Annotated in this window: 28 protein-coding genes; 7 read left to right on the top strand and 21 right to left on the bottom strand. The window is 58.6% G+C overall.

Annotated elements, in window-relative coordinates; translation table 11 throughout:
* Window position 1: 1 nt before the first annotated feature.
* The 6 genes from rlmD to surE form a co-directional block, all read right to left on the bottom strand.
* Complete coding sequence (rlmD, locus tag CR159_RS05085) at window positions 2–1,318, bottom strand: 23S rRNA (uracil(1939)-C(5))-methyltransferase RlmD (RefSeq protein WP_102072922.1); 1,317 nt, start codon at window positions 1,316–1,318, stop codon at window positions 2–4.
* An 86-nt stretch (window positions 1,319–1,404) separates the two neighbouring features.
* Complete coding sequence (locus CR159_RS05080) at window positions 1,405–2,052, bottom strand: hypothetical protein (RefSeq protein ID WP_102072921.1); 648 nt, start codon at window positions 2,050–2,052, stop codon at window positions 1,405–1,407.
* 94 nt (window positions 2,053–2,146) lie between these two features.
* A complete protein-coding gene (locus CR159_RS05075) occupies window positions 2,147–2,932 on the bottom strand; it encodes a 3'-5' exonuclease (protein WP_102072920.1) in 786 nt (261 codons plus the stop codon).
* Window positions 2,929–3,717: a peptidoglycan DD-metalloendopeptidase family protein gene (locus CR159_RS05070; RefSeq protein ID WP_102072919.1), complete on the bottom strand. Its 789-nt coding sequence runs from the start codon at window positions 3,715–3,717 to the stop codon at window positions 2,929–2,931. The genes CR159_RS05075 and CR159_RS05070 overlap by 4 nt, the downstream gene beginning before the upstream one ends.
* A 17-nt stretch (window positions 3,718–3,734) precedes the next feature.
* Entirely contained in the window at window positions 3,735–4,550 is an 816-nt protein-coding gene (locus CR159_RS05065) for a protein-L-isoaspartate(D-aspartate) O-methyltransferase (protein ID WP_102072918.1), read from the bottom strand.
* Window positions 4,535–5,293, bottom strand: a complete 759-nt coding sequence (gene surE, locus CR159_RS05060; RefSeq protein ID WP_102072917.1) for a 5'/3'-nucleotidase SurE — start codon at window positions 5,291–5,293, stop codon at window positions 4,535–4,537. The genes CR159_RS05065 and surE overlap by 16 nt, the downstream gene beginning before the upstream one ends.
* 108 nt (window positions 5,294–5,401) lie before the next feature.
* On the opposite strand from surE, the gene plsY reads away from it, so the two are divergent.
* Entirely contained in the window at window positions 5,402–6,040 is a 639-nt protein-coding gene (plsY, locus tag CR159_RS05055) for a glycerol-3-phosphate 1-O-acyltransferase PlsY (protein ID WP_102072916.1), read from the top strand.
* Window positions 6,041–6,051: 11 nt separating this feature from the next.
* Here plsY and tsaD read toward each other — a convergent pair whose 3' ends face one another.
* Window positions 6,052–7,110 (bottom strand): tRNA (adenosine(37)-N6)-threonylcarbamoyltransferase complex transferase subunit TsaD, encoded by a 1,059-nt coding sequence (tsaD, locus tag CR159_RS05050; RefSeq protein ID WP_102072915.1) that lies wholly within the window; start codon window positions 7,108–7,110, stop codon window positions 6,052–6,054.
* A 127-nt stretch (window positions 7,111–7,237) separates the two neighbouring features.
* On the opposite strand from tsaD, the gene CR159_RS05045 reads away from it, so the two are divergent.
* Together CR159_RS05045 and trxA are read left to right on the top strand one after the other, a co-directional pair.
* Window positions 7,238–8,530, top strand: a complete 1,293-nt coding sequence (locus tag CR159_RS05045; RefSeq protein WP_102072914.1) for an NCS2 family permease — start codon at window positions 7,238–7,240, stop codon at window positions 8,528–8,530.
* Window positions 8,531–8,665: 135 nt separating this feature from the next.
* Window positions 8,666–9,049: a thioredoxin gene (gene trxA, locus CR159_RS05040; RefSeq protein WP_102072913.1), complete on the top strand. Its 384-nt coding sequence runs from the start codon at window positions 8,666–8,668 to the stop codon at window positions 9,047–9,049.
* An 8-nt stretch (window positions 9,050–9,057) separates the two neighbouring features.
* On the opposite strand, the gene CR159_RS05035 is transcribed toward trxA, so the two are convergent.
* The 6 genes from CR159_RS05035 to CR159_RS05010 form a co-directional block, all read right to left on the bottom strand.
* Complete coding sequence (locus CR159_RS05035) at window positions 9,058–9,642, bottom strand: IMPACT family protein (RefSeq protein ID WP_102072912.1); 585 nt, start codon at window positions 9,640–9,642, stop codon at window positions 9,058–9,060.
* A gap of 12 nt (window positions 9,643–9,654) precedes the next feature.
* Window positions 9,655–11,256: an ABC-F family ATPase gene (locus tag CR159_RS05030; RefSeq protein WP_102072911.1), complete on the bottom strand. Its 1,602-nt coding sequence runs from the start codon at window positions 11,254–11,256 to the stop codon at window positions 9,655–9,657.
* 54 nt (window positions 11,257–11,310) lie between these two features.
* Window positions 11,311–12,276, bottom strand: coding sequence for an LD-carboxypeptidase (locus CR159_RS05025; protein WP_102072910.1), 966 nt, complete (start codon window positions 12,274–12,276; stop codon window positions 11,311–11,313).
* A gap of 80 nt (window positions 12,277–12,356) precedes the next feature.
* Window positions 12,357–12,842, bottom strand: a complete 486-nt coding sequence (gene tadA, locus CR159_RS05020; protein ID WP_102072909.1) for a tRNA adenosine(34) deaminase TadA — start codon at window positions 12,840–12,842, stop codon at window positions 12,357–12,359.
* A 7-nt stretch (window positions 12,843–12,849) separates the two neighbouring features.
* Window positions 12,850–13,698, bottom strand: coding sequence for an HAD family hydrolase (locus CR159_RS05015; RefSeq protein ID WP_102072908.1), 849 nt, complete (start codon window positions 13,696–13,698; stop codon window positions 12,850–12,852).
* An 87-nt stretch (window positions 13,699–13,785) separates the two neighbouring features.
* Window positions 13,786–15,270: an NAD(P)H-hydrate dehydratase gene (locus tag CR159_RS05010; RefSeq protein WP_102073068.1), complete on the bottom strand. Its 1,485-nt coding sequence runs from the start codon at window positions 15,268–15,270 to the stop codon at window positions 13,786–13,788.
* A gap of 243 nt (window positions 15,271–15,513) precedes the next feature.
* On the opposite strand from CR159_RS05010, the gene CR159_RS05005 reads away from it, so the two are divergent.
* Window positions 15,514–16,437, top strand: a complete 924-nt coding sequence (locus CR159_RS05005; protein ID WP_102072907.1) for an ABC transporter ATP-binding protein — start codon at window positions 15,514–15,516, stop codon at window positions 16,435–16,437.
* Window positions 16,434–17,195 carry an ABC transporter permease gene (locus tag CR159_RS05000; RefSeq protein ID WP_102072906.1) on the top strand — a complete coding sequence of 254 codons (762 nt, stop codon included), beginning with the start codon at window positions 16,434–16,436 and terminating at the stop codon, window positions 17,193–17,195. Before CR159_RS05005 ends, CR159_RS05000 begins: the two co-directional genes overlap by 4 nt.
* Window positions 17,196–17,234: 39 nt before the next feature.
* On the opposite strand, the gene CR159_RS04995 is transcribed toward CR159_RS05000, so the two are convergent.
* The 7 genes from CR159_RS04995 to CR159_RS04965 form a co-directional block, all read right to left on the bottom strand.
* Window positions 17,235–17,717, bottom strand: a complete 483-nt coding sequence (locus tag CR159_RS04995) for a YajQ family cyclic di-GMP-binding protein (protein WP_102072905.1) — start codon at window positions 17,715–17,717, stop codon at window positions 17,235–17,237.
* A gap of 64 nt (window positions 17,718–17,781) precedes the next feature.
* Window positions 17,782–19,440, bottom strand: coding sequence for an acyl-CoA synthetase (locus CR159_RS04990; RefSeq protein WP_102072904.1), 1,659 nt, complete (start codon window positions 19,438–19,440; stop codon window positions 17,782–17,784).
* Window positions 19,441–19,516: 76 nt separating this feature from the next.
* Entirely contained in the window at window positions 19,517–20,242 is a 726-nt protein-coding gene (locus CR159_RS04985; protein ID WP_102072903.1) for an LrgB family protein, read from the bottom strand.
* Complete coding sequence (locus tag CR159_RS04980) at window positions 20,239–20,598, bottom strand: CidA/LrgA family protein (RefSeq protein ID WP_102072902.1); 360 nt, start codon at window positions 20,596–20,598, stop codon at window positions 20,239–20,241. The genes CR159_RS04985 and CR159_RS04980 overlap by 4 nt, the downstream gene beginning before the upstream one ends.
* Before the next feature lie 27 nt (window positions 20,599–20,625).
* Window positions 20,626–21,186: a DUF924 family protein gene (locus tag CR159_RS04975; protein WP_102072901.1), complete on the bottom strand. Its 561-nt coding sequence runs from the start codon at window positions 21,184–21,186 to the stop codon at window positions 20,626–20,628.
* Between the two features lie 16 nt (window positions 21,187–21,202).
* Window positions 21,203–21,961 carry an SDR family oxidoreductase gene (locus tag CR159_RS04970; protein ID WP_102072900.1) on the bottom strand — a complete coding sequence of 253 codons (759 nt, stop codon included), beginning with the start codon at window positions 21,959–21,961 and terminating at the stop codon, window positions 21,203–21,205.
* A gap of 61 nt (window positions 21,962–22,022) precedes the next feature.
* Entirely contained in the window at window positions 22,023–22,916 is an 894-nt protein-coding gene (locus CR159_RS04965) for a DMT family transporter (RefSeq protein ID WP_102072899.1), read from the bottom strand.
* Between the two features lie 132 nt (window positions 22,917–23,048).
* On the opposite strand from CR159_RS04965, the gene CR159_RS04960 reads away from it, so the two are divergent.
* The gene (locus CR159_RS04960; protein WP_102072898.1) at window positions 23,049–23,501 is read left to right on the top strand and encodes an Lrp/AsnC family transcriptional regulator; all 453 of its coding nucleotides are present in this window, start codon (window positions 23,049–23,051) and stop codon (window positions 23,499–23,501) included.
* On the top strand, window positions 23,498–24,061 hold the full coding sequence (locus tag CR159_RS04955) for a DedA family protein (RefSeq protein WP_102072897.1): 564 nt from the start codon (window positions 23,498–23,500) through the stop codon (window positions 24,059–24,061). The genes CR159_RS04960 and CR159_RS04955 overlap by 4 nt, the downstream gene beginning before the upstream one ends.
* Here the strand turns inward: CR159_RS04955 and CR159_RS04950 are convergent.
* Window positions 24,058–24,780, bottom strand: a complete 723-nt coding sequence (locus CR159_RS04950; RefSeq protein WP_102072896.1) for an aspartate/glutamate racemase family protein — start codon at window positions 24,778–24,780, stop codon at window positions 24,058–24,060. The two genes, CR159_RS04955 and CR159_RS04950, sit on opposite strands and share 4 nt — an antisense overlap.
* Window positions 24,781–24,790 lie beyond the last annotated feature (10 nt).

The raw sequence follows: 24,790 nt of genomic DNA, 5'->3' as shown, positions 1-24,790 counted from the left end.
GTCAGCTGGCGTCGAAAACGGCAATTGATTCCACATGGCCGGTATGCGGAAACATGTTGACGACGCCGGCACTTTGCAGCGTGTAGCCGCCTTCATGCACCAGTATTCCGGCATCGCGCGCCAAGGTGGCCGGACTACAGGACACATATACGATTCTTTTTGGACGCTCCGCTGACGTCAGGGCGGCAAGCGCCCGCGCCACGGCTTCGGCGCCTTCCCGGGGCGGGTCGATGAGAATGCGGTCGAAATGGCCTAGGTCGCGCAGCCACTGCACATCCACATCGAACAAGTTCAAGGTGGTAAACCCGGTGCGATCCTCCAGCCCATGATCCCGCGCCGCCTGGAGAGCCCTTTCCGTGAGCGCAGAGCTGCCTTCTATGCCCACCACGCTACGGGCGCGGATTGCCAGCGGCAAGGTGAAATTGCCCAGACCGCAAAAAAGGTCGGCGACGCGATCCGACGACTGGACGTCCAGCAGCGTTAAGGCCTTGGAAATCAAAACCCGATTGATTGCGTGATTCACCTGTGTGAAATCGGTAGGACGATAAGGCATGCGCAGGCCGAATTCAGGCAAGGTATAAGCCAGTTTGTCGGCATCGTCGGGATTCAGTGGATGCACGGTTTCCGGACCCTTGGGCTGCAGCCACCATGTCACGTTATGCTTGAGCGCAAACTCGCGCAACAAGGCAATATCGTTATCAGTCAGCGTTTCCATGTGGCGCAGCAACAATACGGTAGTGGTATCGCCGACGGCCACTTCAATTTGGGGTATGCGATCGGGCTGCGCAAAGGCACCCACCAGCGCGCGCAGGGGAAGCAGCATATTCGACACATGCACCGGCAATACCCGGCATTGGTTGATGTCGGCCACATAGCTGCCGCGACGCTCGCGAAACCCGACCAGGACTGCATTCTTCTTGCGCACGGCGCGCACTGACAGGCGGGCCCGATAGCGATAACCCCAGGTGGGGCCATGCATCGGCGGCAATACCACCCCCGGGCGCACTCGCCCTATGTGCCAGAGCGTATCTTCCAGTACACGTTGCTTGATGGCCACCTGGGCCGATGCATCGAGATGCTGCATGGCACAGCCGCCGCACATGCCAAAGTGCGGACATCCCGGCGTGATGCGCTGCGATGATGGCTTGATTACCTTCTCGAGCCGGGCGGTATCAAAAGATGCCTTGCGCTTGGCGATACGGGCAACGATCCTCTCGCCCGGTAATGCACCTTCCACAAAAACCACTTTACCGTCGCGACGCGCGACGCCGCGCGCCTCGAGGTCCAGAGACTCTATATCAAATACTTCTAACGTCATTATGCGGGAATCCAAGGAGACAGCCCTGAATTTTGACATCCTCGCGACAGTAAGTCGAGCCGCGAGGCTGTCAGCCCGCTATCGAGCTATGAAGAGATCTTCGCGGGTTCGGTCTTGGTACCACGATGGCCGTGTTTTTCCGCATGTTTCTCAGCATGCTTTGCGAATTTCTCGGCACGTTCATTCAGATGGGCCGCAATCTTTGTCTGCTGGGTTTCGTCCAGCGCGTCCCAAACGGCCAACCATTTTCCGTTAAGCTTGCCGCGATTCTCACCGGCTCGCTCATGCGCTTTCTCAGCCTGTTTCAATGCCGCCTTGGGATCGAGCTTGCCGTTTTTGACTTGTTCGATCCGTTCGCTTTTTGCGGCCTTTATCGCTTCGCGACGCGCCTTGCGCGCCTCTTTTTGCTCGTCCTGCGCTTCCTTGACCAACTTGTTCTGCGCATCGGTCAAGGCCAGCGATTCAACGAACTTGGTGCGTAGCGGTCCGTAGCCCGGCACTACAAGCGCGGCATCGCGCATATGATGCCCGTGCATGGACTTATGGTGGCGGCCGTGCTTGTAATGGTGCCCGGACTTTTCCGATGCCGCCGGCGATGCCGCTGTCGAGGCTGCCTGTGCCGTGACGGGCGCCGATGACGCGTCACCGGGGGCCGCATATGCCGCGCCGCATAGCGCCAACGCCGCAGTCAGGGTGGCGAGCTTGATGGACACAGAAGATAGTGAGCGTTGCATGATGTGGTTTCCTTTGTTTTGTGAGGAGAACCCATTGTGCAACCGAAGTCGTTTCCGATCTGTTTCATCGAAAACGAAACCTTTTCAATCGACTTCAGGCCGGGTCGCCCCAGGCAGCCAGGTACTCTTTCCAGTGAGCTGCGTCACTGGCCTGGAGCGTGTCGCGCACCAACTGCACTTCGGCATCGTAGGATGCGCGATCGAGTTCGCCTTTCAGGAATCGGAACCGGCAATACACCAGCCAGGTATTGACCACATCGGTTTCACAGTAGGCGCGCACTTCATCGGCCTTGCCGTCGGCCCATGCCTGCCAGACCTGGCCGCCGTCCATGCCGAGCTTTCCCGGGAATCCGCAGAGCTTGGCCAGGTCGTCGAGCGGCGCGTTGGCGCGGCCATTATATTTGGCCAGCACGTCCATCAAGTCGATGTGACGGCTGTGGTAGCGGCTGATGTAGTTGTTGTACTTGAAGTCGCGGTCGTCTTCGCCCATATCCCAGTAGCGGGGGGCCGGCACCGCATTGATCAGGCTGCGGTAATGCAGTACGGGCAGATCGAAGCCCGAACCGTTCCAACTGATCAAGCGCGGCGTATAGCGTTCTATCGTCTTGAAGAAGCCCGCAAGCAGGACACCTTCCGTGTCGTCGGCCTTGCCCAGGGTTTTCACACGAAAACCCTGGTCGTCCCGGAACACACAGCCGATTACCGCCACCTTATGCAGGTGCAAAGGAAGGAAATCGGTGCCGTGGGACTCCCGCCTGGCCGCCAGCGCCATCTCGATGACCTGCGTATCGGTAAGGCTTGCGTCCCAGTGCGGATTCAAGCGGCGCAGGCCGGCCGCGTCGGGTATGGTTTCAAGGTCGAAGACCAGGGAAGGAGTCATCGAGCGGGCAAGTAGGACAAGGGGTCAACGGGTGTGCCGCGACGGCGGATTTCAAAGTGCAGGCGCGGCGAAGTAGTATCGGTCTGGCCGATGGCGGCGATTTTTGCGCCCTTCTTGATTTGTTCTCCGGTTTTGACCAGCAAGGACTGATTGTGAGCATAGGCGGTGATGAAGCCATCGGAGTGCCCCAGCAGAATCAAGTTGCCCAGCCCGCGCACGCCATTGCCGGCATACATGACCTTTCCGTCGGCGGCCGCATGGACGGGTTCGCCCGTCGCTCCGGCGATATCAATGCCCTTTGTATTGGCATTGAAACTCTGGATGATTTTTCCAGACGCCGGCCATCCCCAATTGATGACTGCCGCATCGCTGGCCCGGGACGTTGCCACGGGTTCGGCCGGTGCAACGGGTGTCACCGGTATCGGCTTGGCGATGGTGGTACTGGGCGCCGGAGCGGGCCCGGTGCTGTCCAGGCGCAACACCTGTCCAACCCGCAACTGGCTGGGATCAGTGATGTTATTCAGGCTCGTAAGGGTTGCGACCTCGATACCATTTGCCTGGGCGATCTTGTAAAGCGTGTCGCCGGGGCGCACCACGTAGGTACCGCCCGTTGTCGGGGCCACGACAGGACCACCGGACATGTCGGTGACGGGCGCCTTGGTACTGCGAGACGCGCATCCGGCCAGAATGGTCGTCGCAACCACTGCCGCAATGACCAGAGAACGAGATGTGCGCTTCCGGTACTCAATTGTCAGAGCGGTAGAACGAAACGTTCCTGCATGCATATAGCTCTCCTGGAAGCTTAAGACTGTATTCCTGCCCGAAGGGGGACAAAGCGAACGGACTCAAGTTCGTCACGGCGCCATGTAGCGGCTCCTGTGCGCTCTATGAGAATCAAACGTTGCGCTGTCGACCCTTCCGGGGCAATTAATCGGCCCCCAATGGCCAACTGTTCCAACAGTGCCTGGGGAATTTTAATACCGGCGGCAGCGATGATGATGGCATCGAATGGCGCTACCCCGGGTAATCCTGCCATGCCGTCCCCGAAGACCAGACGAACACGGGTAATGAGCTTGAGCGCCCGCAGATGATCCCGTGCCAGTTCGTACAAGCCGCGAATCCGCTCGATGGTATGCACTTCCTTGACGAAATGTGCCAGGACCGCAGCCTGATAGCCGCAACCCGCACCCACTTCCAACACTTTAACCGGAACACGGTTTTCGCACATCACGGAAATCATGCGCGCGACGACCCACGGTTGTGAGATGGTTTGTCCATGGCCTATGGGCAAGGCTGCGTCTTCGTAGGCCCGGCTGGCCAACCCTTCGTCAACAAACAAATGCCGTGGCACCGACATCATGGCGTCGAGCACGCGCTCGTCCTGGATACCCTGGTTACGCAGGCGATGAATCATCATGCCACGCGATCGTTCGGAGTTCAAACCCAAATTGGCGCCGACCGCCGAATGGCGTAAAACCGGCACGATTGGCGCTGTGCGCCCTTGGGCGAACACCCGGGTATTGCTATTGGCGGTGGACAAGCCTCCGCCCAGGCTGGAGCGCCCGAAACGGTTGGTGGTGCCGTTGGCAAACGGGAACGGCACTACTGGTTTTCGCATAGTGGCACCGCCCAATCCCTGACTAATGACAATTGTTCGTAATGGGTGAGATCCAGGCGCAACGGCGTTACGGACACGGCATTTTGCTCGATCGCGCCGAAGTCGGTATCTGTGGCGGAGTCGGACACCCTGCCGACTGGGCCTATCCAGTACACCGGATCGCCATAGGGGGTACTGCTCTTGACGACGGGCTCGGAGGGATGGCGCTTGCCGAGGCGTGTGACGCGAACTTCGCGTATGGCCTCGTAGGGCACCGACGGAATATTCACATTGAGCAGGATATTGCCCGCCAGCGGTGTCGCCGCTTGCTGCTCGACAATACGGCGCGCAATACGCGCCGCGCTGTCGAGGTGTTCCCACCCTTTCTGGACCAGGGAAAATGCAATGGCGGGAATACCGAAAAGGTAGCCCTCGGTCGCGGCGGCGACTGTGCCCGAATATAAGGTATCGTCTCCCATGTTGGCCCCATTATTGATGCCGGAAACCACCAGGTCGGGGCGGAAGTCCAGCAGGCCGGTCAGGGCGATGTGCACGCAGTCGGACGGCGTGCCGTTCACATAATAGAAGCCGTTGGCTGCCTGGCGCACTGACATCGGCCTGTTGAGGGTAAGGGAATTGGATGACCCGCTGCAATTGGTCTCGGGGGCCACAATGGTTAAATCGCCCAGCCCTTTCAAGGCGTGCACCAGAGCCTCGAGCCCTGGAGCGGTGTAGCCATCATCGTTGGACACCAGTATGCGCATTGCCCTTCCATAGAATTCAACCGAACGTAGCGAATTGTACCTGCTCGTATTGGTGTTTTGGGCGACACTGGGTAGAATCCCCGCAAACCCACTGGAGCATCTGAATTTATGACCGCCGCTATTGCAAGCCTCATCTCCCTTGTCCTCGTCTTCTTGTCCTACCTGCTTGGCTCCGTATCGTTCGCCGTGGTGGTAAGCCGGGCCATGGGACTGAAGGATCCGCGAAGCTATGGATCAAAGAACCCGGGTGCCACCAATGTTCTACGCACCGGCAACAAGGTCGCCGCCGCCCTGACGCTTCTTGGCGATGCGGCCAAAGGTTGGCTGGCGACGTTCGCCGCGGCTTACGCGGCAGAACAATGGAATCTGCCTTGGTTCTGCGTGGCGGCTTGTGCGGTGGCAGTGTTTCTGGGCCACGTGTTTCCTGTGTTCCTTAAATTCAAGGGTGGAAAAGGCGTGGCGACGGCACTAGGCGTGTTGCTGGCCTTGAACCCCTGGCTTGCGCTGGCTACCGTGGGAACCTGGCTGATCATCGTCTACGTCAGCCGGTATTCTTCGCTGGCATCCATCATCGCTGCCATTTTCGCGCCCTTGTATTACCTGCTGGGAGGCAACGTTGCCTGGCCGCTGGATCCGGCCATCGCATTTGCCATAGTCATCATCAGCGTGGTGTTGCTGTTTCGCCACCAGGCCAACATCAGCCGGCTCATGACCGGTAAGGAAAGCCGCATCGGCAGCAAGAAATAGGCAGCCGCAGGCTAGATGGCCGCGGCACCTGCATCCAGGCATATATCGTGCAGGTCCCAGCGCGGCCTTACGGTAAACGCATGGCTCGTATCGGACAGATCCACCAAGCCGGCATTAACCCGCATGGCTGCCGCAAAAGCAATCATGGCGCCATTGTCGGTGCAAAGGTCCAGCGGCGGAAAAAACACCTGGCCACCCAGCTTGTGCATGGCCTGCAGCAGCTTGGCGCGCAGGTGGCGATTGGCGCCCACCCCGCCGGCCACCACCAGGCGTTTCAGACCGGTCTGTTTCATTGCCTTGATCGATTTGGAGGCAAGGACATCGACAATGGCCGCTTCGGTGGCCGCAGCCAGGTCTGCGCGCTGCTCCGACGATAAGGGCCCACCGGCTCTCTCCAAGGCCCGGACCCGCGTCATTACCGCTGTTTTAAGGCCACTGAAACTGAAATCGAGATCGCGGCTATGCAGCATGGGTCGCGGGAAGTCGTACGCCGCTGGATCGCCTTGCTGGGCAAGGTTGGACAGCGCCGGCCCGCCCGGATAACCGAGCCCCATCAGCTTGGCGGTCTTGTCGAACGCTTCGCCGGCCGCATCATCCAGTGTTTCACCGAGCAGTTCATATCGTCCGACGCCGTCGACACGCATGATTTGCGTATGCCCGCCGGAAACAAGCAAGGCCACGAACGGAAAATCGGGACGCGGGGCAGCGAGCAAAGGCGACAGCAAGTGCCCTTCAAGATGATGGATGGGAATCGCGGGGAGGTTCCGCGCCCACGCGAACGATTGCGCGACGCTTGCGCCAACCAGCAGCGCACCGGCCAGGCCTGGTCCTGCCGTGTAGGCGACGGCATCGACCTGGTCCACCGACATGCCGGCCGACGCAAGCACTTCGCGCGTAAGGGGCAGTACCCTGCGGATATGGTCGCGCGACGCCAATTCCGGCACGACGCCGCCATACTGCTGGTGCATGGCGATCTGGCTGTGCAGGGAATGCGACAGCAAGCCGCGTTCGGTGCAGACCAGTGCCACACCTGTTTCATCGCAAGAGCTTTCAAAACCAATAATAATCATGAGCGCCAGTTTACAACCAGTATTGAATCGGCCTTAGAATTCAGGCTTCAATATCTTAACCGTTACACCCGCCTACTGCGTGCGGGTGTCGCCACGCTCAATCAAGTACCCTTTCCTAGGATTACCCATGCTCGAACGATTATTCCAGTTGCGTGAACACGGAACAACCGTGCGCACCGAAATACTGGCCGGCATCACGACTTTCCTGACCATGTCGTACATCATTTTCGTGAACCCGGAAATCCTGTCGAGTACCGGCATGGACAAAAGCGCCATCTTTGTGGCGACCTGTCTCGCGGCGGCCATCGGTACGCTGATCATGGCATTTCTTGCAAACTGGCCGATAGGAATGGCGCCCGGGATGGGCTTGAATGCCTTCTTCGCCTTTACCGTCGTCGCGGCGCTGGGTTATAGCTGGCAGCAGGCATTGGGCGCCGTATTCATATCCGGAGTCATCTTCCTGTTGCTTACCCTGACCGGGATACGCTCATGGCTGGTCGCGGGCATTCCGAAATCGTTGCGTGCCGCGATTGCGGCCGGCATAGGACTATTCCTGGCCATTATCGCGCTCGGCAGCTCCGGGATTGTCGTGGCGAGCCCGGCAACCAAAGTCGACCTGGGCGACCTCACCGCTGCGCCGGCGCTGTTTGCCATTTTGGGGTTTTTCATCATCGCGGCGCTGGACGCCATGAAAATAAAGGGCGCCATTCTGATCGGCATCCTGGTGGTTACGGTTCTGTCCATGCTCACCGGTCATAGCGAATTCTATGGCGTGTTTTCCATGCCGCCCAGCCTCGCGCCTACCTTTATGCAACTCGACATCATGGGCGCCCTCCATACCGGCTTTGTGCATGTCATCCTGGTGCTTGTATTGGTCGAGGTGTTCGACGCCACGGGAACCATGATAGGGGTGGCCAAACGAGCCAATCTGGTTCCGGAAGGCAAGCCTAACCGGCTGGGGCGTGCGCTGATGGCGGACAGCACAGCCATCGTGGCAGGCTCATTCCTGGGAACCAGCAGCACGACCGCCTACGCGGAAAGCGCATCCGGCGTACAGGCCGGCGGTCGAACAGGCCTTACTGCATTGACCATTGGGGTGCTTTTCCTGCTCGCCTTGTTTGTGGCGCCTTTGGCCGGTTCGGTGCCCGCCTACGCGACAGCGCCCGCCCTGCTGTATGTGGCTGGGCTTATGTTGCGCGAGATCACCGAAATCGACTGGAACGACGTTACCGAAGCCACCCCCGCCGCATTAACGGCCATCATGATGCCGTTTACCTACTCGATTGCCGACGGCCTGGCCTTCGGATTCATCAGCTACGTGGTGCTAAAGACCATCACGGGACGATTTCGCGAGGTCCACATGGCGACCCTGCTTGTGGCGGTGCTTTTTGTAATCAGATACGCGTTCTTCCCGGCGTAGCGGCCATTCCACGGGCCCGGACAGCGGCAATGTGTTACGCGCTGAAACCGCTGCCGGCTTAAAGCGCGCTACACTACCCTCATATATCAATCATTCCAAAGCGGCTATAAGCCGCTTTTTGCTTGGGGAGTTTCTATGGGCACCATCGATTTGAACAAAGACACATTTCAGGCGGCAATCAAGGAAAGCAAGCCGTTGATCGTGGACTTTTGGGCACCCTGGTGCGGTCCATGCCGAAATTTTGCTCCCATTTTTGACCAGGCTTCGGATCAACACGATGACATCACCTTCGCGAAGGTCAATACCGAAGACCAGCAGGAACTGGCTACCGGCATGGGCATACGGTCCATTCCTACGCTTATGGTGTTCCGCGAGCAGGTCTTGCTATTTTCCCAACCCGGGGCATTGTCTGCCAGCCAGCTGGCTGAACTGATCACCCAGATCAAGGCGGTCGACATGGATCAAGTGCATGCCGAAATAGCCGCGCAACAAAGCCAGAACGACGCCGACGACGCATAGAGAGCCACTCAGCCAGGCAGCCACTCTCCATGTCCGCCAGTTAGATTGGCAAACAGTTCCGACAGGGATTTTTCCTGGCTGCGCGCCACAGCAAGTTGCCAGAGCACGCCGCTGCCGTCGAACGTTTCGCTCACGATCCGAGCCTGATATGCCGCAAAACGGGACTGCACCAGAGCCATGTCGGCGAAGTTGCATCGACACGCCACCATCACCTCGTCGATCATTTCAGTCTTGTCTGCCAGTCGCAGGCATTGCGCCGCGGTGCCGCCATACGCCCGTATCAGGCCGCCCGGGCCCAGCTTGATGCCACCAAACCAGCGCACCACCAGCACCGCAACGCGGTCGCAATGCTGCCCTTCGATCGCTTGCAGTATGGGGCGTCCGGCCGTGCCTCCAGGCTCGCCGTCATCGTTAAAACGATATTCGTTTCCAATGCGATACGCCCAGCAATTATGGGTGGCGTCCGCAATGCTGTGCGCGGCAAAAAACCGCAAGGCCTCGGCAGGAGACTGTACAGCTCCCGCAAGGACAACAAAGCGGCTTTTCTTGATGACTTCCTGGTAGCTTGCCAACCCCGTCAAGGCATAAGGCATGACTACCGCCGATCAGGCCTCGATACCGCGTGAAGTCAGGTAGTCTTCGTAACCGCCCAGATAGTCGACGACTTCGCCATTTGGCATGATTTCCATGATACGTGTCGCGACGCCGGAGACGAATTCGCGGTCATGCGAGACGAAAACAAGCGTGCCGGCATACTTTTCGAGTGCGAATTGCAGGGATTCGATCGATTCCATGTCCAGGTGATTGGTGGGCTCGTCAAGCAGCATCACGTTGTGGCGACCCAGCATCAGGCGTCCGAAGCTCATGCGGTTTTTTTCTCCGCCCGACAGTACCCTGACTTCCTTGCCGATATCATCGCCCGAGAACAACATGCGGCCCATCACTGAGCGCATGGATTGGTCATCGTCGCCCGCCTGGCGGTATTCGCTGAGCCAGTCGAACAAGGTCTTATCGGACTGGAATTGCTCGGACACGTCTTGCGCCATGTAGCCGATATCGGCGCTTTCAGACCATTTGATGGAACCGGTATCGGGCTGGAGGTCGCCGGCCAGCATGCGCAGCAGTGTTGTCTTGCCGACACCGTTGGCGCCGATGATCGCGATTTTCTCGCCGGCTTCTATCATGGCGGAAAACGGCTTGATGACGGGCTTATCGTAAGACTTGCTGATCTTGTCGATCGTTACGGCCAGACGATGCAATACCTTGGTCTGCTCGAAACGTATGTAGGGATTTTGGCGCGACGACGGCTTTACTTCGACGGCGGCAGCCTTGATGCGGTCGATTTGCTTGAGGCGGGATGTAGCCTGCCGTGCCTTGGATTTGTTGGCGGCGAAGCGACGCACGAAATCCTGCAGTTCAGCCACACGCTCTTTAGCCTTGGCATTCGATGAGGAAACACGCTCGCGGGCTTGTGTCGAGGCCAGCATGTAGTCGTCGTAGTTGCCCGGGTAGATGCGCAGCTCGCGATAATCCAGGTCGGCCATGTGCGTGCACACCTGGTTCAGGAAGTGGCGATCGTGACTGATAATGATCATCGTGCTTTGATAGCCATTGAGCACGTCTTCCAGCCAACGTATGGTGTTGATATCCAGGTTGTTGGTGGGCTCATCCAGCAGCAGTACGTCGGGATTCGAAAACAGCGCCTGGGCAAGCAGCACACGCAACTTCCAGCCCGGGGCGATCTCGCGCATGGGCTGGTTATGCTGTTCGACCGGAATCTCGAGGCCCAACAGCAGCTCGCCGGCCCGGGCTTCGGCGGTATAGCCGTCGTATTCCGAGAACTTCGCCTCGAGATTCGCGGCGTGCATGTAGTCGTCTTCAGTGGCGTCGGGATTTGCATAGATGGCGTCCCGTTCGGACATCACCTGCCACATTTCCTCGTGACCCATCATCACCACATCCAGCACGCGGATGTCTTCAAATGCGAACTGATCCTGGCGCAGCTTGCCCAGGCGCACGCCGGGCTCCAGCGACACGTTGCCGGCCGTCGATTCGAGGTCGCCTCCAATGATCTTCATGAAGGTGGACTTGCCCGAACCGTTGGCGCCAATCAAGCCGTAGCGATTGCCCTCCCCGAATTTGACGCTGACGTTTTCGAATAAGGGCTTGGGGCCGAACTGGATAGTTAGATTTGCAGTGGAGATCACTTAGAGATATCACGTAAAAAAGTCAATACAACCCGTTAGTTTAACAAGTTGCGCTTAGGAATGCTCTTCGAGCAGCAAATGAGCCATGCCGTCTTCCGTCGCAATTCCGACTTGCTTGCCGATGGGCAAGGTGGCCTTGACCCGGGTGTGGCCATAAGGCAGGCCGGTTACCACCGGCACTTTCACCGTCGTACGCAGCCATGCAATGACAGAAGGAAGGTCGAAACCGTTGTCATGCGCCGCAAGGCGGTAATCGGTAAAGCGGCCGAGCACGATGGCTTTCTGGCGTGTGAGGATCCCGGCGTGCCACAACTGCGTAAGCATGCGTTCGATACGGAAGGGATGTTCGGCAATATCTTCCAGGAACAGGATGCCGCCATCGATGTCAGGCATGTAGGAGGTGCCGACCAGTGATGCGACCATGGCAAGATTGCCTCCCCATAAGATACCGCGCTCGTCGACCGCATCAGAATCGGGGGACTCGAAGCTCAATACCTCGAGTTCGCGGCGCATGCTCTCGGCGAACAGGGCGGCGGTGAGGTCGTCCATTTTCTTGGCGCCGAAGTCGTAGACGGCGGTCGGGCCCGCGAAACTGCTTGCACCGGTCTTGGCCAGCAAAGCCAGGCTGAACACGGTGAAATCGCTTTGACCTATGAATATTTTCCCGCTGTCGGCCACGGCGGCCCAATCGATGGCGGGCAACAGGCGGCTAAGGCCATAGCCGCCCCGGGTCGCCATGACAATAGGATGCTTCTGCTTCAGGGCTCGGGCAATGCCGGCCAGGCGTTGCTTGTCGGTGCCGGCAAAGCGTTCATGCACGGCAAGTGCGCTACGGTCGACGGCCGTCTTGAAACCAAGTTCACCCAGTCGTTGGCGTGCAAGCTCGATAGACAGTGGATCCGACACCGCCCCGGAGGGGGAAATCAGGTAAATGCCCGCAGGCGACGGATGTTCGTGATGGTGGTGTTCATGATCGTCATGGGTATGCTCATGAGCATGGTCGTGCGCCGCGTGCGTCATTGTTGATCTCGTCTTGAAGCGAAAAGGTGTAAAAAGCAGAACATAGTAATCCATGCACTGCGGCCGGTTTCATGGCCAGGCTATGGCGCGGGCTTGCGTCGCCGTTCACGAAAAAACTGCCGCAGCAGATCGCCACATTCGGTGGCCAGCAAACCCCCGGCTACCGACGTCTGGTGATTGAGCTGCGGGTAAGCGTGCACGCACAATACACTGCCGCAGGCGCCGGTCTTGGGATCGGTGGCGGCATACACCACCCTGCTGATCCTTGCGTGCAACATGGCGCCCATGCACATCGCGCAGGGTTCCAGCGTAACAAACACACTGGCGCCGGGCAGCCTATAGTTGCCCACGGCCGCGGCGGCTTGGCGCAGCGCCACGATCTCCGCGTGGCCGGTGGGGTCGTGATCGGTGATCGTGCGATTAAAGCCCCGACCTATGATCTGCCCCTGCGAGTCCAGCACCACTGCGCCCACAGGCACTTCTCCGGCCGCATAGGCCAGGCCCGCCTGCTGCATGGCCGCCTGCATGGCTATTTCATCGTCGGCACTGAATGCGGGCTGAAGCATGCCTGTTTCAACCACGATAGATCCGGTTGTTCAAGGCAATGCGGCCGGCCAGGCTTTCCACCGCCTCTTCGAGCCATTGGTAAAGCTCCGCTTGCTCATCGTAGCGGGCCTGGTTCAGGTTGGACACCCGCCCTTCCTGGATGAATCCCCAGGCACGGCTGCGTTTGTCGCGATGTTTCGGGTCCCAAACGCCAAACGCAACGCCGCCTGAACGCCGGATCAAGGAAAAACATGGGATGTCTGTATATCCGTCGCCGACGAATATCATCTGCTCAAAGGGAACACGCAGTTTGTCGGGTGCTACTTTTTTGTTGACTTCAAAAGGCTTGTTGCGTGACGCCGTACCGATAATTCCTTTCTGGATATGAAACAGATAGCGCGTTTTATCGGTAAAGCTGACGACCCGGCGCGGGAAGTGTATGCCGCCGTCGGCGTCGTAGATAAACTCGGAAGCCCATATGTCGGTAAATTCGTCGGCAATGGAGGTGTGGCGGACCACATCGCCGACGCCGCTCGAGATCAGATAGAACTCCAGCTGGACTTGCGGATGCTGCTCTTTCACCATGGCCCTGAGCCGTCCGAACAGGGATTCGACACCGGCATGCAAAGGCAACCGCCTGCCCCAGTCCGCCAGCCTGTCCCGATCGATCACGCCGTGAGTGCCGCTTTTGGAGAGTTCAATCATCTGGTACAAGTAGGCCGGCACGGGATCCCAGTCGTGCTCGAATAGCAAGGGGTCGACCTGGTCTTTCCAGAAACGTTGAACGTCGACGCCGATATCGGTCAGAAAACCGGACGTGCTGTCGGGGGCCAGGGTATCGTCAAAGTCGAAGATCAAGGCAATAACGTCGGACATACAGGGATCTCGTGGTTCTTAATGTTGCAAGACAGACATTATGCCGATAAAGCGGTGAGGACGACGAATACGGTTCGGGACGGCGGCTCAGTCGGCATCGTGCCGGATCGTGCGTTTCAGGCGGCGCAATACCCGGGGCAGCATCTGCGGAAGATCTTCCGCGATCAGCCCCGGACCGAAACGTGTCGCGGCCTCGCCGTGCAGCCATACGGCCGCTGCGGCGGCGCTGAAGACGTCCATCCCTTGTGCCATCAGGCCCGCGATGAAGCCCGTAAGAACGTCGCCGGTTCCACCTGTAGCCAAGTCGGGAGGAGCATTGGAATTGATGATTGCCCGTCCGTCAGGTGCGGCAATGATGGTGTCTGCACCCTTCAATACCAGCACAGCGCCGCTATGCCTGGCGGCCTGGCGCGCACGCTCAAGCTTGTTTTCCGTGGCACTGAACAGACGACCGAACTCCCCTTCGTGGGGTGTGAGTACGCACGGCCCCTTGATGGCATCGAATAGCGACTGGGGATCGGCAGCGAATACGCTGATGGCGTCGGCATCGAGAACCGTCGCTCGTTTGTGCGCAAGCACGGCCAGCACATAATCGCGCGTGCTGTCGGATACGCCGGCCCCAGGGCCTACGACGACGGCATTTTTCCGGTCATCGCCAAGGACCTGATCGAGCATGCCGGCACCGTCGACGCGCTGCACCATGATGCTGGTCAGTGTCGCGGCATATACGGCCCAGGCGGAACCGGGCGATGCCACAGTGACCAGTCCGGCTCCGATCCGGGCGCTGGCCAGCGCCGATAACCTTGCCGCACCGGTCATGGTCGCTCCGCCTACCACCAGCACATGGCCACGCTGGTACTTATGCCCATCGGCACGGGGCCATGGGTAATCGTTCATCCACAATGCCGGGGAATTCTCGAATACGACTGGCTCGATGCTGGAGAGCACCGCGTCGGGAATCCCGATATCGGCAAGAATGACCTCGCCACAAAGAAGCTTGCCTGGCATCAGCAGGTGCCCGGGTTTCTTGCGGAAGAAGGTAACGGTGATGTCGGCCATTGCGGCAACGCCGCGCAGCTGACCGCTGGCCCCGTCCAGGCCGCTGGGGACGTCGACGGCACAGACGGGAATGCCGCGCGATGCGATTGTTTCGAGTAGTTGGGCCGACATGCCCGAGACAGGCCGGGATAAGCCAGCCCCGAACAGCGCGTCGATGACCAGTGCGGTGCCGTCGAGCAGACCGATGGATAGCGGAGAGACTTCTTCGGCCCATAAGGTCGCCTGCCGTGCCGCGTCGCCGGACAGCTGTTCCATAGTGCCCAGCAACGCCACGCGCACCCGCCAACCGGCATCGCGCAGATGGCGGGCCGCGACGAATCCGTCGCCGCCGTTATTGCCGGGACCCGCCAGAACGAGCACCGGTCTTTGACTCCAGCGCGCAGCGACTGCGTTGGCCACCGCTGAGCCGGCGGCTTCCATGAGCGCCATGCCGCTGACGCCCGAGGCGATGGCGGCGTTGTCCGCGGCCGTCATCTGCGCCGGGGTAAGCAGTGCTTTTTTGCAGTCGAACATGGATGGCATACCAGCCCGGTTATCAAGTCGATCAGGGTTTCCGATTATGGTATTGTGCCTTAGTGCGCTATTTGGCTAGTTCAAATATTCAACTTCGGCGCCTGGACTCGCCATACTGCGTTGCAAATCCTCGCGATAGCAAAAGCTATCGCTACGGTTTGCGCCTTGCCTGGCAAGCCCATGCATCCGAATTTAAATGCACGAACTAACCAAACAGCACACTTGTCGAATTCGGAATTCATTATGTCACCCGTTATTTCGGTATCCAATCTGGACAAGACCTACGCTTCCGGTTTCCAGGCGCTCAAGAATATCAATCTGGACATACGTCGTGGTGAAATCTTTGCGCTGCTGGGGCCCAATGGCGCCGGCAAGACCACGCTTATCAGCATTATTTGCGGACTGGTGAACCCTACATCTGGCACGGTATTGGCCGACGGCCACGACATCGTGCGCGACTATCGCCTGGCACGCTCGAAAATCGGCCTGGTGCCGCAAGAACTGACCACCGATGCGTTCGAGTCGGTCTGGGACACCGTGAGCTTCAGCCGCGGCTTGTTCGGCAAGCCACCCAATCCAGAACACATACAGAAGATCCTGCGCGCCCTGTCGCTGTGGAACAAGAAAGACAACAAACTCATTACGCTTTCAGGCGGCATGAAGCGCCGCGTGCTGATTGCCAAGGCGCTGTCGCACGAGCCCCAGATCCTGTTTCTGGACGAGCCGACGGCTGGCGTCGATGTGTCGCTTCGGCAAGAAATGTGGCAGGTGGTGCGGTCGTTGCGCGACACGGGCGTTACCGTCATCCTGACTACCCACTACATAGAAGAAGCCGAGGAGATGGCCGATCGGGTCGGCGTCATCAACAATGGCGAGATCATACTGGTCGAAGACAAGACCGAACTGATGCACAAGCTGGGCAAAAAGTTGCTGACCCTGCACCTGCCCCAGCCGCTGTATGCCATGCCTGAATCGCTAGTCGCTTACCAGTTGGACCTGTCCGCCGATGGCACCAGCCTGACCTATACCTATGACAGCCAGCACCAGCACAACGATATCATCGCGCTCTTCCAGGATCTCAGCAGTGCCGGCATACGATTCAAGGATCTGGAAACGAAACAGACGTCTCTTGAAGAAATCTTTGTGAAATTGGTTCGAAATCCATGAACATCCATGCCATCCGCGCGATCTACGTATTCGAAATGGCCAGGACCTGGCGCACGCTGCTTCAAAGCATTGTCGCGCCCGTCATTTCCACATCCTTGTATTTTGTCGTATTCGGCGCTGCCATCGGACACCGCATCACAGAAGTGGACGGCATCAGCTACGGTGCATTCATCGTGCCCGGCCTGATCATGCTGTCGCTGCTGACTCAAAGTATATCCAACGCATCATTCGGCATTTATTTTCCGAAGTACTCCGGCACCATCTATGAGATCCTGTCGGCGCCGGTTTCTTACGCGGAGATTACGCTGGCCTATGTCGGGGCGGCGGCGACCAAGTCGATCATCCTCGCCGCCATCATCCTGGCCACCGCGGGCTTTTTCGTGCCGCTGCAAATAGACCATCCCTTCTGGATGCTGCTGTTCCTGGTGTTGACGGCGATTACATTCAGCCTGTTCGGCTTCATTATCGGCATCTGGGCCGACGGCTTCGAAAAGCTGCAGTTGGTGCCTTTATTGATCGTGACCCCGCTGACGTTTCTGGGCGGCAGCTTTTATTCCATCAATATGCTGCCGCCCTTCTGGCAAACCGTGACGCTGTTCAATCCCGTGGTGTACCTGATCAGCGGCTTCCGATGGAGCTTCTATAGCATTGCCGACGTGAATGTCCTGGTAAGCCTGGGCATGACCGTATTCTTCCTGGCCGTTTGCCTGGCCGTCGTCTACTGGATATTCAAGTCGGGGTATCGGCTCAAGAACTGACCGCCGTAGCGTGGCGGCCTGGTCGGTTCGCCCCTCGCGTCAATCGCGGAAGTTTTCGAATTGCAGCGGCAACTCGACGTCGGTCTTCTTGAGCAAGGCAATCGCCGTCTGTAGATCGTCGCGTTTCTTTCCGCTGATACGCAGTTTCTCGCCATTGATCTGGGCTTCGACTTTCAGCTTGTCCGCCTTGAGAGCGGCAATCAGCTTCTTGGATATGGCCTGTTCGATACCTTGCTTGATCGTGACCTTCTGACGCGCACCGCCCAGGTTTTCCAGGGGCGGCGCGACATCCAGGCAACGCACGTCGATACCGCGCGCCGACAAGCGCCCACGCAAAATATCGAGCATTTGATTCAGTTGGAAGACGCTGGAGGCCGACTGGGTAACCACGAAGCCATCAAGCTCGAACTTGGCATCACTGCCCTTGAAGTCAAAACGGGTGGCCAGTTCACGGCTGGCCTGGTCGACAGCGTTGCTGAGTTCATGCTTGTCGACTTCGGAGACGACATCAAATGTAGGCATACCTTGAGTTCCGTGAAATAGAAAAAATGAGAGTCTAGCGCATGGCATAACCATGCGCCGCGATTCAACTTTTGGCGGGGTCGAGCAATTCCGCCTGCTTGCGCAGCTCGAATTTCTGTATCTTGCCCGTCGATGTCTTGGGGAGCTCGCAGAATACGACCGCGCGCGGCACTTTAAAGCCGGCAAGATGCTTCTTGCAGTGTTCGATAATGGCGTCGGCGCTTGCCTCGGCGCCTTCCTTCAGTTCGACGAAGGCGCAAGGCGTTTCGCCCCAGCGCGTGTCGGAACGCGCCACCACCGCTGCGGCAAGGATATCGGGATGCCGATAAAGCACGTCTTCGACCTCGATGGACGATATGTTCTCGCCCCCCGAAATAATGATGTCCTTGCTGCGATCCTTGATTTTCACATAGCCGTCCGGGTCCATGACAGCCAGATCGCCACTATGGAACCAGCCTCCGGACAACGCTTCTTGCGTAGCCTTGGGGTTCTTCAGGTAGCCTTTCATGGCAATATTGCCGCGGAACATGATCTCGCCCATGGTTTCGCCGTCAGCCGGTACTGGCTGCATGGTTTGAGGGTCCATGACGGTAATGCCGCGTTCCAGGTGGTAATTGATCCCTTGGCGCGCATTCAGGCGCGCGCGTTCGCCTATGTCAAGGTCGTTCCATTCATCGTGCTTGGCACACACGGTGGCCGGCCCGTAGGTTTCGGTCAGGCCATAGACATGCAGCAGGTCGAAACCAAGGCGCTCCATGCCTTCGATCATGGACGCAGGCGGCGCCGCCCCGGCGACCATGGCTTTCACCCCTTGCGGCACTCCCTCTTTCAGGGCGCCGGGTGCGTTGACCAGCAAGCTGTGCACAATGGGCGCACCACAATAATGTGTTACGCCATGCTCGCGGATCGCATCGAATATGGCTTTGGCCTCGACCTTGCGCAGGCATACGTTGACGCCGGCGCGCGCGGCAATGGCCCAGGGGAAGCACCAGCCGTTGCAATGAAACATGGGCAGCGTCCAGAGATAGACGGCATGCTTTGGCATATCCCACTCGAGGATGTTCGAAATGGCGGCGGTGGCGGCACCGCGGTGGTGATACACCACGCCTTTGGGATTGCCGGTGGTACCGCTGGTGTAGTTAAGGGCGATGGCGTCCCACTCGTTCTCGGGTAGCTGCCACGCATAGTGGGGGTCGCCGTCGGCAATAAACGCTTCGTAGTCAATACTTCCTATCGCCTTCGCATCGCCGGTGTACAAGGCATCGCTTACATCAATGACTTGTATGGGCGAGGTGGAACTGCGCATGGCCAGGGCCTTGGCCATGACCGGAGAAAATTCGGTATCGACGATGACTGTCCGGGCTTCGCCGTGATCGAGCATGAACGCGACCGTTTGAGGATCGAGCCGTGTATTGATGGCGTTAAGCACCGCGCCGGCCATGGGTACGCCGAAATGGGCCTCGACCATGGCAGGGGTATTGGGCAGCATGACGGCGACCGTGTCGCCTTTTGCCACACCGCTTTTCTGCAGTGCGCTGGCCAGCTGACGGCAACGGTCGTAAAGCTGGGACCAGGTGCGCCGCAGGGTATCGGGACCCGTACCATGCACGATCGCAAGGCGCTGCGGGTAGACGCTGGCCGAGCGCTCGATAAATGACAAGGGCGAAATCGAGGCGTAATTCGCCGGTGTTTGTGGCAAATCCTGGTCAAAAATGCTAGGCATCCTGGTCTCCATTAATTATTCTGCGTGTACTGCATTATCAGGATAATACTATCTGAAGCGACTGTCGGGGCGGGTCTCAGGACAGTGCCAAAAGACTTAGCAGCAAGGGCAGCAATATTGCCGTCGCTATTCCGTTCAACCCCATGCCGAGTGCGGCAAATGCACCCGCCGTGTCACTCGTCTGGAACGCGCGTGCCGTGCCGATTGCGTGAGCGCCCAGGCCCAGCGCGAATCCGCCGGCCTCGGGGTCGTCCATACGCAAAAGCTTTAGCAGCCAGCCCGCCATGATGGCGCCGGCGACTCCGGTGATGGCCACGGCCACCGTCGTCAGGGAGGGAGATCCGCCGCTTAGCGCGGCCACTTCCATGGCAATAGGCATGGTCGCCGACTTGGGGGCCAGCGATAGCTGCGTTTGCATCGACGCACCCAGAAGCCGTGCAATGGCTATCGCCGAAAGGATGGCGGTTGCCGATCCAACCAGCAAGGCGACCAGTATGGGTCCCCATAGGCGCTTCAGCCTTGGAAGCTGCGCATAGAGCGGCACAGCCAACGCTACCGTCGCGGGGCCGATCAGGAATGGAAGAAAACTGGTGTGTTCCGCATACAGGGAATACGGCGTATCTGTTGCGGTGAGCACCAGGACAATGAAAACCACGCTGGTCAGGACTGGCAGCAGCAAAGGATTTCCGCCACTTCGCTGATGGATCGAGGCTGCCGCCAGATAGGCGAGCAAGGTCAGCGTCAACCAGAAAAGCGTGGAATCGAGCAGCAAAACCTGTAGCGCCTGCAATGCGTCGATCATGGTCCAGGCGCCCGTGCCCGCTTGAGCATCCAGCGAAAGCTCAATGCCGTGGCTACGATAGTAAGCGCGACACCGACTATGCACGCCAACAGGAACGGTATCCATTCACCTGCAAGCGGCTCGAAATGCAGCATGATTCCGGCTACGAGGGGAATGAACAGCAACATCAAATGTTTCAGCACGTGATGACAGGTGTCGCGCAGGCCCGCCGGCACGCGTCCGAGAAAAATCAGCGCGGCGAGCATCAGCAGCATTCCCGCCAAGGGCCCCGGTAAAGGCAAGCCGGTCAGGCGAACTGCGGCTTCGCCAAGGAGTTGCATGATGAACAACACAGCGACGGCGGACAGAACTGGCATGGTGATGTCATTCGCTGGCTATATGAGCTAGCCAGCGAATCCGCCTCCGTCCAGATACTCCTGCTCCGGCGCGGTCGTGATGCGTCCGAGCAAACGGTTGCGGTGCGGAAACCGGCCAAACTGCGCGATGATGCGATGGTGTTCTTCGGCAAATGCACGTGTCGACGGGTCCATGTCGACCTGAAGCGCCAGCGAGCGCTCCTGGTCGGCCAGGGATTCCGAGTGTTCGAAAGGCAGATAGCAGAAGACACGCAACGCGGGTTCGATATCCTGGTCAAAACCCGAACCGACCATGGCGGTTGCAAAATAACGCGCCAGCTCATCGGTGGCGAACATGTGAGCCGTGTCTCGAAACGCGTTTCTGGGAAACTGATCCAGCAGGATCAGCAGCGCCAGGCCGCCGTCTCCATTGCGCTGCCAGTCGTCAAGCTCGCGCCGGGCCGCCGCCAGGTGCAATTCCATGAAACGATTACGGAATTCCACATCGAAGGCGGTGTCTTTCTTGAACCACCGCGACGGCCCTGCGGCCCGCCAAAACGCAAGGACGTCATCCGGGGATATGCGGTGATCGCTGTCTTTTAGGGTCATGATGTGCTTTATTTAATCAGCCGCGTCCGACAAAGGGCATATTCGTCGCCATGATGGTTATGTTTTGTACATTGGCGTCCAGCGGCAACTGCGCCATATGCGCCACCACGCGGGCGACATGCCCGACATCCATGCGAGGTTCGGCCCGCGTACTGCCATCGGCCTGCAATACGCCTGCTGCCATGCGATCTGTCATCTCGGTAGCGGCGTTGCCAATGTCGATCTGCCCACAGGCGATATGATAAGGGCGGCAGTCCAGCGAAATCGATTTGGTCAGGCCTGAAACCGCATGCTTGGTGGCTGTATACGCGATCGAGTACGGCCGCGGAGCGTGAGAAGAAATTGAACCGTTATTGATGATGCGCCCGCCCTGCGGCTGCTGTTTCTTCATCAGGCGTATGGCCGATTGCGCACACAGGAACATGCCGGTCAGATTGACGTCAACCACGGCGCGCCAGGTTTCGACCGGCAGATCTTCAATGGGCACGGCGGGAGCGCCGCGCCCGGCATTATTGAACAGGAGATCAAGCCGGCCATAGTCGCTTTCTATACGCGCGAACAGGGCATGTACGGATTGTTCATCAGTAACGTCGGTGGGAATCGATACAGCACGCGCAGCATTTTCTGCAGCCAGCTCGCGTGTCTGCTCCAGCGCATCGTCGCGCCGACCCGCCAGTATGACTTGATAGCCATTAGCGAGAAGCTCCAGCGCCACGGCGCGACCGATACCGCTACCCGCCCCTGTTACCAACGCTATACCTGGTGTCTTGTCCATTATTATTGCTCCCTTGAGTATCAAACCGGTAGTCTGCAATCATACACGCGAGAATGCTGGATCACGACGCTGCACCGCGCCGCCTCACCCTCCATCCTTGCCGCATTGCCGCAGCCGCAAAAAGAATGGCAGCAACGCCGAACCACTGCAACCACTGCAGGCGATGGCCAAAGGCGACCCAATCAACCAGAATTGCAACGACGGGATAGATAAAGGACAAAGCGCCCGTAAGCGCGGTGGGCAATTTTTGGATGGCGCCATAAAGCAATACATACATCAACCCGGTGTGTACGATGCCCATCGACAGCAGCGTGATCCAGGCCATCGCTGTCTGACCGGGAAGCGCGGAAACCTCGGCAAACGGCGCGAGCATCAGGATGCCCGTACATACCTGGATCAAGGCAATCAAATGTGGAGGCGTACCCGTCAGCCGCTTGACCAGCAAGGCCGCGATGGCGTACAGGAAAGCTGCCCCCAAGGCCAGTGAAATTCCCAGCAAGTAAGCGTGTCCGCCGCTGCCAGCGGAGCCATGCGATTGCGTGATGGCCAGCATGCCAATGAAAGCCAGGCTCAGCCACATCATTTTGTCCAAGGTAATGCGCTCACCCAGGAACATGGCGCCCAAGGCGACGAGCATGAAAGGCTGTGTGTTGTAGACCGCCGTGGCAATTCCAATAGAGGCCCCGGAATAGGCGGCAAACAACAGAACCCAATTTCCGACGATAGCCGCGCCGCTCACGACGGCAAGGCCAAAGACCGGCCAGCTCAGCAGACCTGGACGAAGGAATCCCATTAATCCGCAAATCAACAGCAAAGTAAGGGCGCCAAACAGGCAGCGCCAGAATACGACGTCGAGCACCGGCTGCCCCGACATCAATACAAACCAGCCGATGGTGCCGGATATCACCATTGCGGCGGCCATCTCCAAAGAGCCGCGTTTCACTTGATTTTCCATCACCAAACTCCTTTATTCAGACATGCAAAGTTTGACGCTTTCCAAGCGCTTCATCCATGGATAAAATTAAGTGAAACAGGCAATCTGCCTTTTTATCGCGCAGCAATATTGACATCTTTCCTATTAAATAAAATGCATGACGAAATCGACCGTGTCATCATAGCTGCACTTATGGAAGACTCCCGGCTCTCGCTCAAGGCGCTGGCGCGCGTCAGCGGACTATCGTCGCCCAGCGTGGCCGAACGTCTGCGGCGCCTGGAAGAACGCGGTGTCCTGACCGGCTACACGGTATTGGTCGATCCGAAGGCCTTCGGTTATCTTCTACAGGCCATCGTCCGGATACGGCCTCTTCCCGGCCAGTTACACACGGTCGAGCGCCAAATACAGGCCATTCCGCAATTCACCGAATGCGACAAGGTGACGGGCGAAGATTGTTTCATTGCACGCCTGAATGTGCGCTCCATGGAGCAATTGGATGCGATCCTCGACAAGCTTGCCAACCTGGCGGAAACCAACACCGCCATCGTCAAGACAACACCGGTCAAGCGCCGCTTGCCGCCACTCACCGAGAATAGACAGCAATGATCACCGACTTCATTGCCGAACATGGTTACCTGGCGGTGTTCATCGGTTCGGTGCTGGAAGGCGAGACGGTACTGGTGCTGGCCGGCTTTGCCGCCCACCAAAACTATTTGTCTTTCCTCCCCATTGTCGTCTGCGGACTATGCGGTGGATGGCTCGGAGACATGTTCTTCTTCTTGCTTGGCCGGCGGCACGGCGCCGCCATACTGAACCGCCATCCCGAGTGGAGTCCTCGTGTTCATAAGGTGAATGACTGGCTGGTCCGCTACCAGGCCGGCGTCATCGTCGGCGTTCGTTTCATGTACGGCTTGCGCGTGGCAGGCCCCATTGCAATTGGCATGAGCGATATCCCTGCCTGGCGTTTCATCATGTTCAACCTGATTGGCTCCACGGTATGGGCGTGCCTGTTCACGGCGGCGGGCTACCTGTTCGGCCATACGCTGGAGTGGCTGTTTGCGGATATCAAACGCTACGAAGAGGCCGCGCTGCTATGGATTCTTGCCGCCGCGGCGGTATTGGTCTTGTTCCGGCACATACGCAAACGCTCAACCCGCCCTTCCTAGCCGCGACGAAGGCCTTGGGCACTGGTTTCCGCAAGGGCAAGCTCGGCAGCCGCGCGGGCGTGAATGGCTGTGGTATCGAACAACGGCACCCCCGCATCGCCCTGCGCGACCAAAAGCGAAATTTCAGTACAACCCAGGATAATCGCTTGGGCGCCCTGTTCGATCAGCGCAGCGATGATACGCCGGTACTCGTTTCGCGACTCGGGGCGCACCGACCCCAGGCATAGCTCTTCATAAATGATGCGATGTACGGTTTCGCGATCAGCGGCGGGCGGTATCAGCACATCCAGTCCATGACGATCACGCAGTCTGTCTTTATAGAAGTCTTGCTCCATGGTGAAGCGGGTGCCGAGCAATCCTATTCTGGACAAGCCGGCCGACTTTATCCTTTCGGCGGTAGGATCGGCGATATGCAGTAGCGGGATATTCACCGAGTCCTGGATGTCGGCAGCCACCTTGTGCATGGTGTTGGTGCACAAAACCAGGAAGTCGGCCCCTGCCACTTCAAGGGAACGAGCCACCGCCGACAGCGCCTGACTGGCAGCGGCCCAGTCACCGGCATGCTGGAACCGTTCAATCTCGTGAAAGTCGACACTGTAAAGAATGATGCGCGCGGAATGCAGTCCTTCGAGCCGCTCCTTGACGACCATGTTGATTACACGATAGTAGGGAACCGTCGACTCCCAGCTCATCCCGCCGATCAGCCCTATGGTTTGCACGACATGCGCT

The sequence above is a fragment of the Pollutimonas subterranea genome (assembly GCF_002849655.1).
GTDB lineage: Bacteria > Pseudomonadota > Gammaproteobacteria > Burkholderiales > Burkholderiaceae_B > Pollutimonas > Pollutimonas subterranea.
Note: the sequence above shows the minus strand (reverse complement) of the source record. Positions and strands in the feature narration are given on the sequence as shown.

Bases quoted from the DNA above. Each gene is read 5' to 3' on its own strand.
- CR159_RS04965 (WP_102072899.1), bottom strand. From the start codon at position 22,916: ATGGAAAATCAAGTGAAACGCGGCTCTTTGGAGATGGCCGCCGCAATG.
- CR159_RS05080 (WP_102072921.1), bottom strand. From the start codon at position 2,052: ATGCAACGCTCACTATCTTCTGTGTCCATCAAGCTCGCCACCCTGACT.
- CR159_RS05015 (WP_102072908.1), bottom strand. From the start codon at position 13,698: ATGTCCGACGTTATTGCCTTGATCTTCGACTTTGACGATACCCTGGCC.
- surE (WP_102072917.1), bottom strand. From the start codon at position 5,293: ATGCGCATACTGGTGTCCAACGATGATGGCTACACCGCTCCAGGGCTC.
- rlmD (WP_102072922.1), bottom strand. From the start codon at position 1,318: ATGACGTTAGAAGTATTTGATATAGAGTCTCTGGACCTCGAGGCGCGC.
- CR159_RS05005 (WP_102072907.1), top strand. From the start codon at position 15,514: ATGTCACCCGTTATTTCGGTATCCAATCTGGACAAGACCTACGCTTCC.
- CR159_RS04960 (WP_102072898.1), top strand. From the start codon at position 23,049: ATGCATGACGAAATCGACCGTGTCATCATAGCTGCACTTATGGAAGAC.
- CR159_RS05000 (WP_102072906.1), top strand. From the start codon at position 16,434: ATGAACATCCATGCCATCCGCGCGATCTACGTATTCGAAATGGCCAGG.
- CR159_RS04990 (WP_102072904.1), bottom strand. From the start codon at position 19,440: ATGCCTAGCATTTTTGACCAGGATTTGCCACAAACACCGGCGAATTAC.
- CR159_RS05075 (WP_102072920.1), bottom strand. From the start codon at position 2,932: ATGACTCCTTCCCTGGTCTTCGACCTTGAAACCATACCCGACGCGGCC.
- trxA (WP_102072913.1), top strand. From the start codon at position 8,666: ATGGGCACCATCGATTTGAACAAAGACACATTTCAGGCGGCAATCAAG.
- CR159_RS04955 (WP_102072897.1), top strand. From the start codon at position 23,498: ATGATCACCGACTTCATTGCCGAACATGGTTACCTGGCGGTGTTCATC.
- tadA (WP_102072909.1), bottom strand. From the start codon at position 12,842: ATGCTTCAGCCCGCATTCAGTGCCGACGATGAAATAGCCATGCAGGCG.
- CR159_RS05070 (WP_102072919.1), bottom strand. From the start codon at position 3,717: ATGCATGCAGGAACGTTTCGTTCTACCGCTCTGACAATTGAGTACCGG.
- CR159_RS05065 (WP_102072918.1), bottom strand. From the start codon at position 4,550: ATGCGAAAACCAGTAGTGCCGTTCCCGTTTGCCAACGGCACCACCAAC.
- CR159_RS05010 (WP_102073068.1), bottom strand. From the start codon at position 15,270: ATGTTCGACTGCAAAAAAGCACTGCTTACCCCGGCGCAGATGACGGCC.
- plsY (WP_102072916.1), top strand. From the start codon at position 5,402: ATGACCGCCGCTATTGCAAGCCTCATCTCCCTTGTCCTCGTCTTCTTG.
- CR159_RS05045 (WP_102072914.1), top strand. From the start codon at position 7,238: ATGCTCGAACGATTATTCCAGTTGCGTGAACACGGAACAACCGTGCGC.
- tsaD (WP_102072915.1), bottom strand. From the start codon at position 7,110: ATGATTATTATTGGTTTTGAAAGCTCTTGCGATGAAACAGGTGTGGCA.
- CR159_RS05025 (WP_102072910.1), bottom strand. From the start codon at position 12,276: ATGACGCACGCGGCGCACGACCATGCTCATGAGCATACCCATGACGAT.
- CR159_RS04970 (WP_102072900.1), bottom strand. From the start codon at position 21,961: ATGGACAAGACACCAGGTATAGCGTTGGTAACAGGGGCGGGTAGCGGT.
- CR159_RS04995 (WP_102072905.1), bottom strand. From the start codon at position 17,717: ATGCCTACATTTGATGTCGTCTCCGAAGTCGACAAGCATGAACTCAGC.
- CR159_RS04985 (WP_102072903.1), bottom strand. From the start codon at position 20,242: ATGATCGACGCATTGCAGGCGCTACAGGTTTTGCTGCTCGATTCCACG.
- CR159_RS04980 (WP_102072902.1), bottom strand. From the start codon at position 20,598: ATGCCAGTTCTGTCCGCCGTCGCTGTGTTGTTCATCATGCAACTCCTT.
- CR159_RS04975 (WP_102072901.1), bottom strand. From the start codon at position 21,186: ATGACCCTAAAAGACAGCGATCACCGCATATCCCCGGATGACGTCCTT.
- CR159_RS05035 (WP_102072912.1), bottom strand. From the start codon at position 9,642: ATGCCTTATGCCTTGACGGGGTTGGCAAGCTACCAGGAAGTCATCAAG.